9 protein-coding genes are annotated in these 12,156 nt (G+C 71.8%); 1 reads left to right on the forward strand and 8 read right to left on the reverse strand.

The features are described 5' to 3' along the window. The 8 genes from fdxA to AC0VX0_RS07820 all read right to left on the reverse strand — a co-directional run bounded on the left by fdxA (position 1) and on the right by AC0VX0_RS07820 (position 11,290). Complete coding sequence (fdxA, locus tag AC0VX0_RS07785; protein ID WP_002855160.1) at positions 1-327, reverse strand: ferredoxin; 327 nt, start codon at positions 325-327, stop codon at positions 1-3. After that, a complete protein-coding gene (locus AC0VX0_RS07790) occupies positions 324-890 on the reverse strand; it encodes a hypothetical protein (RefSeq protein WP_060973537.1) in 567 nt (188 codons plus the stop codon). Before AC0VX0_RS07790 ends, fdxA begins: the two co-directional genes overlap by 4 nt. Beyond that, complete coding sequence (gene typA, locus AC0VX0_RS07795; RefSeq protein ID WP_060973538.1) at positions 883-2,793, reverse strand: translational GTPase TypA; 1,911 nt, start codon at positions 2,791-2,793, stop codon at positions 883-885. The genes AC0VX0_RS07790 and typA overlap by 8 nt, the downstream gene beginning before the upstream one ends. A 148-nt stretch (positions 2,794-2,941) precedes the next feature. Further along, positions 2,942-4,822 (reverse strand): ABC transporter ATP-binding protein, encoded by a 1,881-nt coding sequence (locus AC0VX0_RS07800; RefSeq protein WP_354436144.1) that lies wholly within the window; start codon positions 4,820-4,822, stop codon positions 2,942-2,944. Then, positions 4,819-6,009 carry an ABC transporter permease gene (locus AC0VX0_RS07805; RefSeq protein WP_070709048.1) on the reverse strand — a complete coding sequence of 397 codons (1,191 nt, stop codon included), beginning with the start codon at positions 6,007-6,009 and terminating at the stop codon, positions 4,819-4,821. The genes AC0VX0_RS07800 and AC0VX0_RS07805 overlap by 4 nt, the downstream gene beginning before the upstream one ends. A gap of 5 nt (positions 6,010-6,014) precedes the next feature. After that, positions 6,015-7,535, reverse strand: coding sequence for an ABC transporter permease (locus AC0VX0_RS07810; RefSeq protein ID WP_036339165.1), 1,521 nt, complete (start codon positions 7,533-7,535; stop codon positions 6,015-6,017). A 162-nt stretch (positions 7,536-7,697) separates the two neighbouring features. Continuing rightward, positions 7,698-9,560, reverse strand: coding sequence for an ABC transporter family substrate-binding protein (locus tag AC0VX0_RS07815; protein ID WP_036339161.1), 1,863 nt, complete (start codon positions 9,558-9,560; stop codon positions 7,698-7,700). Between the two features lie 251 nt (positions 9,561-9,811). After that, positions 9,812-11,290, reverse strand: a complete 1,479-nt coding sequence (locus tag AC0VX0_RS07820) for a phytoene desaturase family protein (protein ID WP_377636103.1) — start codon at positions 11,288-11,290, stop codon at positions 9,812-9,814. A gap of 65 nt (positions 11,291-11,355) precedes the next feature. Between AC0VX0_RS07820 and zupT the strand changes: the two genes are divergently transcribed. After that, positions 11,356-12,144: a zinc transporter ZupT gene (zupT, locus tag AC0VX0_RS07825; protein WP_036316454.1), complete on the forward strand. Its 789-nt coding sequence runs from the start codon at positions 11,356-11,358 to the stop codon at positions 12,142-12,144. The last annotated feature ends 12 nt before the right edge of the window (positions 12,145-12,156 follow it).

Genomic DNA, 12,156 nt, shown 5'->3' on the forward strand with positions numbered 1-12,156 from the left:
TCAGGCGTCGGCGTTCTGCAGGGGCAGGGCGGAGATGATCGGGTGGTCCTTGGCGATCATGCCCAGCTTGGCGGCGCCGCCCGGGGAGCCCAGGTCGTCGAAGAACTCGACGTTGGCCTTGTAGTACTCGGCCCACTCGTCGGGGGTGTCGTCCTCATAGTAGATGGCCTCGACGGGGCACACCGGCTCGCACGCACCGCAGTCGACGCACTCGTCCGGGTGGATGTAGAGCATGCGCTCACCCTCGTAGATGCAGTCCACGGGGCATTCGTCGATGCACGCCTTGTCCTTGACGTCCACACACGGCAACGCGATCACGTAGGTCATGGCTGACCGTCCACCTCTCTCTGGGCACGGGGTTGCGGGGCTGCGGTCCAGGGTACTCGCTCCCCCGGACGCGTTTCGCGGGCGGTCACAGTGGCCCGGCGGGGGCGCGTGGCGGCCTCGGCGGCCTCCGCGGGTCGGCGGTCCAGCCGCCGGCCCGCGGCCAACAGGACCATACCGAGCACCGGCTGGCCGACGTTCCAGGCCACGGAGGCGACGACGGCGCCCGGCGCCGCCGCCCACAGGCCGGCCGTCCAGGACAACCCCAGGGCGTCGTCCACCGGCAGGCGCTGCAGGGCCAGGACGGCGGTGAACGCGCCGGCGACGACCGCGGCCCCCGCCGGCAGGGCGCGCCCGCCGCGGCCCGCGCGTCGGACCATCCACCAGCGCTGTGTCGAGCCGACGAGCACGAGCGCCAGCACCGCACCCCAGGGCAGGGTCCAGCCGCCCGGCAGGGAGGCCAGGTTCAGATGGACGGCGGTGCCGAGCGCGCCGGCGACGACGCCGAGCAGCGTCCCGCCCACCACGTCGGCGGGCCGGGCGCGGCGGCGGGGGCGATCAGGCACGGGCGCGGGCGCGCGCGGCCTTCAGGCGCTCGTTGGCGTCCAGGACGACCTTGCGGATGCGGATGTCCTCGGGGGTGATCTCCACGCACTCGTCCTCGCGGGCGAACTCGAGGGACTCCTCGAGGGTGAGCCGGCGCGGGGGCGTCAGGCCCTCGAACGACTCGGAGGAGGCCGCACGCATGTTGGTGAGCTTCTTCTCCTTGGTGATGTTCACGTCCATGTCGTCGGCGCGCGAGTTCTCGCCCACGATCATGCCCTCGTACACCTCAGCGCCCGGCTGCACGAAGAAGGTGCCGCGCTCCTGCAGGTTGATCATGGCGAACGGCGTGGCGGTGCCCGCCCGGTCGGCCACGAGGGAGCCGTTGGTGCGGTACTCGATCTCACCGGTCCACGGCTCGTAGCCGGCCGCGTAGGAGGAGGCGATGCCTGCGCCGCGGGTCTCGGTGAGGAAGCGGGTGCGGAAGCCGATCAGGCCGCGGGCCGGGACCAGGAACTCCATGCGGATCCAGCCCGTGCCGTGGTTGGACATCTCCTGCATGCGGCCCTTGCGGGCGGCCATGAGCTGCGTGACCGCGCCCATGAACTCCTCGGGGATGTCGATGGTCATGCGCTCCATCGGCTCGTGGACCTTGCCGTCCACGGTCCGGGTGACCACCTGCGGCTTGCCCACGGTGAGCTCGAAGCCCTCGCGGCGCATCTGCTCCACGAGGATGGCCAGGGCGAGCTCGCCGCGGCCCTGCACCTCCCACGCATCCGGGCGTTCGGTGGGGAGCACCTTGAGCGAGACGTTGCCGATCAGCTCCTTGTCCAGGCGGTCCTTCACCTGGCGGGCCGTGACCTTGGCGCCCTTGACGCGGCCGGCCAGCGGGGAGGTGTTGATGCCCACGGTCATGGAGATGGCCGGGTCGTCCACCGTGATCAGCGGCAGCGGCTTCGGGTTCTCCGCGTCGGTGAGGGTCTCGCCGATCATGATGTCCTCGATGCCGGCGACGGCGACGATCTCGCCCGGGCCGGCCTCCTCCGCGGGCACGCGCTCGAGGCCCTTGGTGGCCAGCAGCTCGGTGATCTTCACGGTCTTCAGGGCGCCGTCCTGGCGGGCCCACGCGACCTGCTGGCCCTTGCGGAGGGTGCCGTTGAAGATGCGCAGCAGCGCGAGGCGGCCGAGGAACGGGGAGGCGTCCAGGTTGGTGACGTGCGCCTGGAGGACCTCGCCCTCGGTGTAGGACGGGGCCGGGATGTGCTCCATGATCACGTTGAAGAGGGCCTCGAGGTCCTCGGCCTCCGGCAGGGCGCCGTCGGCGGGCTGGGTCAGGGAGGCGCGGCCGGCCTTGCCCGAGGCGTAGACGACGGGGACGTCCAACACCGAGTCGAGGTCCAGGCCCGGGTCCTCCTCGGCCAGGTCCGAGGCCAGGCCGAGCAGCAGGTCCATGGAGTCGGAGACGACCCCGTCGATGCGCGCGTCCGGGCGGTCCGTCTTGTTGACCACGAGGATCACGGGCAGCTTGGCCGCGAGGGCCTTGCGGAGCACGAAGCGGGTCTGGGGCAGCGGGCCCTCGGAGGAGTCCACGAGCAGCACGACGCCGTCCACCATGGACAGGCCGCGCTCCACCTCGCCGCCGAAGTCGGCGTGGCCGGGGGTGTCGATCACGTTGATGGTGACGGTCTCGCCCTCGGGGGCGGACGGGCCGGAGTAGAACACCGTGGTGTTCTTGGCGAGGATCGTGATCCCCTTCTCCTTCTCCAGGTCCCCGGAGTCCATGACCCGCTCGGCGACGTCGCCGTGCGTGTTGAAGGCACCGGTCTGGCGCAGCATGGCGTCCACCATCGTGGTCTTGCCATGGTCCACGTGGGCCACGATGGCCACGTTGCGCAGATCGGAGCGGCGGGTTTCGGTCGAGGTCATGGGCGTCCTGTCCGGTTCGACATCAAAGGGGTGGAGGCGCACGACGACGGCGGCCCCCGTGCGATTGTACGCGCAGGGGCCGCCGTGGACAGGCGGGCCGGTGGGCCCGGGGCCGGCGGCGGGACGCGCCCGCCGCCGACCCGCGCGGTCAGTAGACGCCCTCGCCGAGGGAGGCGAGGAACTCGCGGCGCTCCTGGCGACGCTCCGCCTGCTGGTCCGGGTCCGGCACGGGCGCCGCCGCCAGGAGGCGACGGGTGTACTCCTCCTTCGGACGGTGGAGCACCTCCTCCGTGGGGCCCTGCTCCACCTGGCGGCCGTCCTTGAGGACGAGCACCTTGTGGGCCAGCATGTCCACCACCGCGAGGTCGTGGGACACGAACAGGCACGCGAACTCGTAGCGCTGCTGCAGCTCCGCGAACATGTCCAGCACGGCGGCCTGGACGGACACGTCGAGGGCCGAGGTCGGCTCGTCCGCGATGAGCACCTGGGGGTCCAGGGTCAGGGCGCGGGCGATCGAGATGCGCTGGCGCTGACCGCCGGAGAGCTCGTGCGGGTACCGGTTCACCACGGAGCGCGGCAGACGCACCGCGTCCAGCAGCTCCTCGGCGCGGGCGAGGCGCGAGCGCCGGTCCCCCACCTTGTGCACGACCATCGGCTCGGTAATGATGTCGCCGATCGGGAACCGCGGGTCCAGCGAGGCCGCCGGGTCCTGGAAGACCACGCCGATGTTCTTGCGCAGGGCGCGCTGCTCGGCCTTGGGCATCGTCGCCAGGTCGTGGCCCTGGATGCGCAGCGAGCCCTCCGCGATGGTGAGCAGGCCGAGGACCGACTTGGCGATGGTGGACTTGCCCGAGCCGGACTCGCCCACCAGGCCCAGGATCTCGCCCGGGGCCACCTGGAAGCTGACGTCGTGGACCACGCGGTTCTTCTTGCCGCGGTGGTCGTACTCGAGGTGGAGGTTCTCCGCCTCGATCGCGTACCGGGCCTGCGTCTGCGTGGCCGTGACCGGCTCCGGCTCTGCCACCTCGAGGGGCTCGCCGAGGCGCGGCACCGCCGAGAGCAGCTTCTGGGTGTACGGGTGCCGGGCGTGCTGGAGCACCTGGTGCACCGAGCCCTGCTCCACGAGCTCGCCGTGGAGCATCACGCACACCCGGTCCGCCATGTCCGCCACCACGCCCATGTTGTGCGTGATGAGCAGGATGCCGGTGTTCATCTTGTTCTTCAGGGAGCGCAGCAGCTCCAGGATCTCGGCCTGGACCGTCACGTCGAGCGCCGTGGTGGGCTCGTCCGCGATGATCACCTTCGGCGAGCAGCTGATCGCCATCGCGATGACGATGCGCTGGCGCTGGCCGCCCGAGAACTGGTGGGGGTACTGCTTGAGCCGGGTGGCGGCGTCGGGGATGCCCACCATGGTGAGCAGCTCGACGGCGCGCTTGTCCGCCTCGGTGCCGTAGGCGATGCCGTGCAGCTCGAGGGCCTCCGTGAGCTGGTCTCCCACGGTGAGGACGGGGTTCAGGGCCGTCATGGGCTCCTGGAACACCATCGCCACCTCGTCGCCGCGGATGTCGCGCAGCTGCCCCGGGGTCATGGTGAGCACGTCGCGGCCGGCCAGCTGCACGGAGCCGGTGATGTCCGCATTGCCCGGGAGCAGGCCCATGGCGGTGGCGCTCGTGACGGACTTGCCGGAGCCGGACTCGCCCACGAGGGCGACGACCTCGCCGGGCTTGACGTCGAACGTCACGCCCTTGACCGCGTGCACCTCGCCGAACTCGGTCGCGAACTTCACGTCCACGTCGCGGAAGGCGAGCACCGGCTCGCCGCCCAGGTCGTCGTGGCGGGCCACGACGCCCATCGCGCTCGTCGCGGGGCCCGGAGGCACGCCGCCGGCGCCGGAGGAGCCGGGCACGGCGGCGCCGCGCGCCTCGAGGTCGGCCGACGACGCCGCGTGCGAGCCCTGCCCGCCGGCGGTCACGTCGTTCTGGTTCTTCTTGCCGAACATGGATCGGCCTTTCTTGTCGTTCGCGCTCATCGCTGACCGTCCTCGTCCGCGTCGGAGATCCGTGCGGATCCGCCGGCCGCCTCCACGGGGGCCTCGATCCGGCCGGCCGTCGGGGCCGCGGCCAGACCGCCCGCCGTCGTCGCACCGGCCTCGGTGGCGGCCGCGCGGCGGCCGAAGAAGCGGGGCCTGCGGTGGGCGCCCGCACCCTGGCGCGGGTCGAAGGCGTCGCGCAGGCCGTCACCGAGGAAGTTCACGGACAGGGCGATCGCCAGGATGATCATGCCGGGCCACCAGAACAGCCACGGACGGGTGGTGAACGCGTTCTGATAGTCGGAGATGAGCAGGCCCAGAGACGAGTCCGGCGCCTTCACGCCGAAGCCGAGGAAGGACAGCGAGGTCTCCAGCAGCACCGCGCCCGCGATCGCGAACGTCGCGTTCACGACGATCACGCCGATCGTGTTGGGCAGCAGGTGCTTGAAGATCAGGCGGCCCGGCTTGGCGCCCATGGCGACGGCGGCCGCCACGAACTCCTTCTCGCGCAGGGACAGGACCTCGCCGCGCACGAGGCGGGCCAGGGACGTCCAGGACACGAGGCCGAGCACCACCGCGAGCGGGAGGATGCCCATCTTCATGCCGCTGGCCATCTGGCCGAGCACCGCGGCGAGCACGAGCAGCGGGATGACGATGATCAGGTCGGTCAGGCGCATCAGCACGGAGTCGACCCAGCCGCCGAAGTACCCGGACACGGCGCCGACGATCGCGCCGATCACGGTGGAGAGCAGGCCCACGATGGCCGCGATGATCATGGACTGCTGGGTCCCGCGCATCACGAGGGCGAAGTAGTCCTTGCCCGTGGTGTCCTGGCCGAAGGGGTGCTCGCCCCAGCGGAGGCCCTCGCCCCCGAAGGCCTGCGGCACGACCGACAGCGTCGGGCGACCGCCGTTCACCACGGAGGCCGCGGCCGTGTAGGACTTGTCCCACCAGCCGGGGATGCCGGCGAAGCCGATGGAGGAGAACGCCATCAGCGTGATGAAGACCAGCACGATCAGGGAGATCATCGCCGCCCTGTGGCGGAAGAACCGCTTGCGGACCAGGGCGCCCTGGGAGTAGGACTTCCCGGCCTTGGCGCGGAGCTTGGCGTCCTCCGCCTCCGCAAGGTCGAAGATCTGCTTCTCGTCGAGCTGCGCGCCCGTCATCGAGGAGTTGTTGGTGGTCATCTGGCTCACACTCGAATCCGGGGGTCGAGGACGGCGTAGAGCACGTCCGCCACGAGGTTCATCAGCACGGCGGCGGTGCCCGTCACGAGGAAGAACGCCATCACGGGCATGGGGTCCACGTCGCGCAGGCCGGTGGCGAACAGCTCGCCCATCCCCTTCCAGCCGAACACCTGCTCCGTGATCACGGCGCCGCCGATCAGGCCGGCGAAGTCGAAGGCCATGATCGTGGTGATGGGGATCAGGGAGTTGCGGAACGCATGCTTCAGGATCACCTGGCGCTCCGGCAGGCCCTTGGCGCGCGCGGTGCGGATGTAGTCCTGGCGCGAGACCTCGAGCATGGAAGAGCGCGTGTACCGCGAGTACGTGGCCACCGAGATGATGGTCAGCAGGATGGTGGGCAGCAGAAGCTGCGCACCGCGGTCCAGGAACACCACCCAGAAGTGGGCGTCCAGGTTCGGGGTGCCCGAGCCGATCGTGGAGATCGGGCGCGGCTTGACCTTCAGGAAGGTCGGCCAGTAGTTCATCAGGTGTTCCGCCACGATCGCCACGCCCATGATCAGGGCGGTCACCAGCGAGGCAGACACGGCCGAGCCCTTGGAGAAGCCGCCGAGCAGCCGGCCCACCAGGATGGCCACCAGCACGAGGATGACGCCGAGGCCGGCCAGCAGCAGTGCGGACGGCGTCCGCCACAGCAGGCCGTAGGTGGCGTAGTAGGCGACGAGGCCGATCGCGACCGTGACCAGAGCGGCCTTGAGGACCGACCGGTTGCGCAGACCGGAGATCACCGCGGTGGCGCCGACGGCGGCGGCCAGGCCGATGACCAGCTGCACGACCGGGCCCATCTGCGGATGCCGCCAGAAGTCGACGGCGAACAGCACCCAGCCGGCGAGGAGGATGAACGCGGCGGTGGCGCCGAACGTGAAGGCGCGCCGCCTGAGGTCGCCCGCCATGACGGCCTGCAGGACCAGGCCCGCGAGGACGGCGACCCCGATGAGGAGGGGCCAGTTCAGCTCGGGGCTGCGGATCCAGTCGTTGAACCGGATCCCCATGTACTCCTTCAGGAGCACGGCCGCCCAGAACACGGGCAGCGAGAAGAAGAGGAAGATCAGGAACGTGACCACGTAGTCGAGGCCGGAGTACTGGCGGATCGCGGTGACGATGCCGATCGCGATGCCGATGATGATCGCCAGGACGGTCGCGAGCACCACGAGGCGCAGCGTGGAGGCCGCGGCGTTGCTCAGCAGGTCGGCGACGGACTGGCCGTTTCGGCTGAGGCCGAGGTCGCACTGACCGGTGACGCAGCCGCCGATGCCCTGGAGCCAGTCCCAGTACCGGGCGTACCAGGGCTGGTCCAGCCCCATGAACGCGGTGCGGGCGGCGATGAGGGTCTCGCGGTTGGGGTTCTGTGACTCTCGCAGGTCCTGGAGGGGGTCACCCGAGTGGGCCACGAGGAAGAAGAGCAGGATCGACGCGCCGAACAGCACCAGGAGGGAGCTGCCGAGGCGCTTGAGGATGAATTTCAGCACAACAGGGGGTGACCTTCCGTGCGCGTGCAAGGGAAAGGGAGGGGTGCGGGTTCGCCGCGGTTCACGGCCAGAGCCCGGCCGGTGCCCGGCCGGGCTCTGTCCTCGATCCCGACGCCGGCGGTCCGCGGGAGGCGGACCGCCGGGTCAGAGGTCAGCGGGGTGTCACTCCTGGACGCGGACCCACTGCTCCACGTTCCACAGCGCACCCGACTGGGCGGCGGTGTCGCGCACGTTGGCGACGTCGGCCTTGTGGCCGACCAGACCCGGGTGAGCGTACAGCGGGATGGCCTGGAAGTCCTCCCACAGCAGCTTCTCGATGGTCTTGACCTGCTCCAGCTGCTCGTTCTCGTCCAGCGAGGTGGCGAGCTTGTCCCAGGCCGCGTCCACCTCGGGGTTGTTGTAGCTCTGCTGGTTCTGGGCGCCGTCCGACTGGTAGATGTTCGCGCCGGAGGCCTTCTGGCCCGAGCCGGCCCAGGCGAAGAGGGCGGCGTCGTAGTCACCGGCCGGCATGACCTCCTTGAAGAACACCGGCGAGTTGGCGTCCTGCACGTCGAAGCCGGCCTGGTCGCAGGAGCTCTTGATGAGCGCGACGGTCTCGGTGCGACGCTGGTTGCCGGCCTGGTAGCCGAGGCGGACCGTGGGCTTGGAGACGCCCGACTTCTCGACGAGCTCCTTGGCCTTCTCGATGTTCGGCTGGTCCATCTCCTTCGGGTAGGCCGCGTCCACGACCTCCTGGTACTTGTCCTGGAAGGGGAAGACCTCGCGCAGGTTCATGACCTGGGCGTCCGCGTAGATCGGCTTGATCAGGTTGTCCACGATCTGCTGGCGGGGCAGGCAGAGGGCGAAGGCCTCGCGCAGCTCCGGGGAGTCCGCGAAGACCGAGCCCTCGCCGCGGTTGTAGTCCACGTGCTCCCAGGTCAGCTGGTCACCGGTCTGGACGTTGACGTCCTCGCCGAGGCCCTCGAGCTGCTGGAGGGTGTCCACGGTGGCCTGCGGCTCGATGACGTCGAGGTCGCCGTTCTGCAGGGCCTGCACGTGGGTCTTCGGGTCGGCGAAGCGGAGGACGAGCTCCTTGGTGGCCGCCGGGGTGCCCCAGTACTCGGGGTTGGCCTCAAGGGTGATGGACTGGCCGGCCTGCCAGCCGCCGTCCTTGAACTTGTAGGGGCCCATGGAGGGCACCAGCGAGGCGTCCGGCAGCTCGCCGGGGCTGAAGTCCCAGCCGTCGTTCCAGAACTCGGCCGCCGGGGTGAGCGCCTCGACGTCCTTCTCCTTCGCGGCGGTGACGAGCTCCTCGAAGCTCATGCCCGCCTCCTTGGCGACGATGTGCGCCGGCAGCGCGGTGCTGATGAGGATCTCCCAGTCCGCGTAGGGCTCCGGGTAGGTGACGGTGAACTCCTTGCCGTCGGCCTCGCCCTCGGGCGCCTCCGGGATGTACTTGCCCTGCTCGAAGGAGATCGAGTCGAACAGCGGGGTCTCGGCACCCTCGGCCTTGATCGTGTCGTTGTTCGCGGCCCAGTGGACGATGAAGTCGCCCGCGGTGACGGGGGTGCCGTCGGACCACTTGGCGTCGTCGCTGATGGTGTACTTCACGGTCAGCGGGTCGTCCGAGGTCTTCTCGTACGTGCCGAAGTCCTTGTCCGGGATGATCGAGCCGTCGGTGCCGAAGTACCAGAAGGACGAGAACATGCGGTCCGCGACGGCCGAGTTGTACGTGGTGTACGTGTTCGACTGCAGGCCGTTGTAGGACAGGAAGTCGTCGGCGCCCACCGAGTACGCGATGGAGCCGTCCTGGGTCTTGACGTCGCCCAGGTCGGCCTTCCCCGGCCCGGAGGCCTCGGCGGTGAGCTTCTGACCCTTGTCCCCTTCGATGACGTTGCCGGCGCCCGAGTCGCCGCCCTGGCTGGCGCCGGAGGCGCTGTTGCTGCTGGAGTCGCCTGCATTGCCGCCGCCCGGGGCGCACGCGGAGAGGATGAGGGCCGAGCCGGCGGCCAGGGCCGCGGCAGCGGAGAGCTTCGTGTACTTCATGGAAGGTGCTTCCGTTCATGAGAGGTGCAAGGACGTCGCGCGCCCGCATCCCTGTGGGGACCTGGTGGTGCGAGACGACCCCCGGGCCGTTCCGTCGAGACGGGACGTTCCGTGAGATGGAGCACACTGTAGCGGGAACATTCAGGTTCGCGAAAGTCCGAATCTGGATCCGTCCCAGCCGTGTCGCACAGCGGTCGCCGACACCCCGGCAGGCCCCGGCCCGGCGCCGCTGCACCCGGGCGCCGGCGCGGTCAGCGACGACGGTCCGCCAGCAGCGTCCGCACGGCCCACGCCCCGCCCATGCCATGGACGCCGGCGCCCGGCGGGGTGGAGGCGGAGGCCAGATACAGCCCGGTCCGACCCGCCCGGTGCGGCCGGGGCGACGCAGTGGGGCGCAGGAGCGCGCGCGCTCCCGCGAGCGATCCCCCCGCGATGTCGCCGCCCACGAGGTTCGGGTTCCACGCCTCCAGATCGGCCGGGCGCATCGCGACCGCGGCCTGGATCCGGTCCCGGGAACCGGGTGCGTGCCGCTCCACCTCCGCCTCGATCAGCGGACGGACGTCGCCGGGGTGGCCGTGGGGCACATGGGCGTAGGACCAGACGACCGTGTGCCCCCGGGCGGGCCCGGTGGCCCGTGAGGGGTCTGCCGCCTGCTGCTGACAGAGCATGACGAAGGGCCGCGCCGGCATCCGGCCGGCCGCGACGTCGTCCTCGGCCCGCCGGATCTCGGTGGCGGTCCCGCCCAGGTGCACCGTCCCCGCGCCCGCCAGCCGGGCGTCGCGCCACGGGATCGGCCCGTCGAGCAGGAAGTCGACCTTGGACACGGACGGCCCGGGGCGCCACCGGCGCAGGGCCGCGGCGTAGCGCGGCGGCAGGCCCGTGCCGGCGACGCGCAGCACCTGGCGCGGGGTCAGGTCCAGCACGACGGCGTCCGCGGCGGGCAGCGCGCGCAGGTCCGTGACCTCGTGACCCAGGTGCAGGCGCCCGCCGTGCGCCCGCAGCACCGCCACGAGCGCGTCGACGATCGCCCCCGACCCGCCGCGCGCCACCGGCCAGCCCGAGCTCATCCCGAGCGCGCCGAAGAGCGCACCGAACGCCGCCGTCAGGGGCCGGCTCGAGGGCAGGATCGCGTGGGCCGCCGAGCCCGTGAACAGGGCGCGGGCGGCCTCCGTGCGGAACATCGCCCGGCCCAGCAGATCGGCCGGCCACGGGGCGCGCAGGCCGAAGCGGGCCATCGCCACCGGATGGGGCGGGGGTCGCAGCACCGGGCCGAGCGCGCCCGCCAGGATCTCGTCGACGTGGTCGACCAGGGCCCCGTGCACGGCCCGCCAGGCCCGCGCGTCGACGCCGAGACCCGCGGCGGTGGCCTCGAGGTCCCGGTGCAGGAGGGCGGCCGGCCCGTCCGGCAGCGGATGTCCCATCGGCACGGCCGGGTGCAGCCAGGCGAGCCCGTGGTCCGTCAGCCCCAGCTCCCGGAACACGGGGCTGGCGACGCCGAACGGATGGCCCGCCGCCCCGAGGTCCACCACGGTCCCCTCCCCCAGCACCGGCGCGGACGCGCACGCGCCGCCGGGCACCGGGGCCCGCTCGAACACGTCCACCTCCCAGCCCTCGCGGGCCAGCAGGGCGGCGGCGGTCAGGCCGTTGGGGCCGGCGCCCACGACGACGGCGCGGCCCGGCTCGACGCCCCGGGGCAGCGCGAATCCGGGGCCGGCGGCGGTGTCGGTCATGGTCTCCTCCTGTGGTCCCTAGGATGGTCCCACCCCGCCCGCCGCCCGTCAGGAGGCCCTCCCCCGTGGACCCGTTCTGGACCGCGCTCGCTCTCACGACGTTCGCCGGGCTGGCCACGGTGCTGGGCGGCGTCCTGGCGATCGTCGGACGCGAGCCCTCGGGCCGCGGGCTGGGGGCCGCCCTCGGCCTCTCCGCGGGCGTCATGCTCGCGGTCTCCTTCCTGGAGATGCTGCCGGCCGCCGTCGAGGGGCTGGGCGGGGCGGTCGGCCCCGCGGCGACCGCCGTCGCGGTGGCCGCCCTGGCCCTCGGCGCAGGCGCCTACGTGCTGCTCGAGCGCGCCGTCCCCGACCCCGTCTCGGAGATGCCGGGCGACGTCGACGACCCGGCCGGCCTGGACCGGCGGAGGATGCTGCGCCTGGGCACGGTGACGGCCCTGGCGATCGGCCTGCACAATCTGCCGGAGGGCTTCGTCACCTTCGCCGGCACCCTGCAGGATCCGTCGGTGGGCCTCGCGCTGGCCGTCGCGATGGCCGTGCACAACGTGCCCGAGGGCGTGGCCGTGGCCGTGCCCGTGCGGCAGGCCACCGGGTCGCGGTGCAAGGCCTTCGCGTGGGCCGCGTTCACGGGGATCGCGGAGCCGCTGGGCGCGCTGATCGGCTGGCTGCTGCTGGCCCCGTTCCTCACGCCCGCGCTCGTGGCCGCCGTCTTCGCGGCCGTGGCGGGCGTGATGGTGACCGTGAGCCTCGACGCGCTGCTGCCCGCCGCCCGGGCGGCCGGGGGCCGTGGCGCAGCGCTGGGCGGCGTGTTGCTGGGCGTGGCCGCGATGGCCCTCTCGCTGGACCTGCTCGCCTGAGCGCGGGCGCCG

It is taken from the genome of Micrococcus sp. iso_26 (assembly GCF_056172975.1).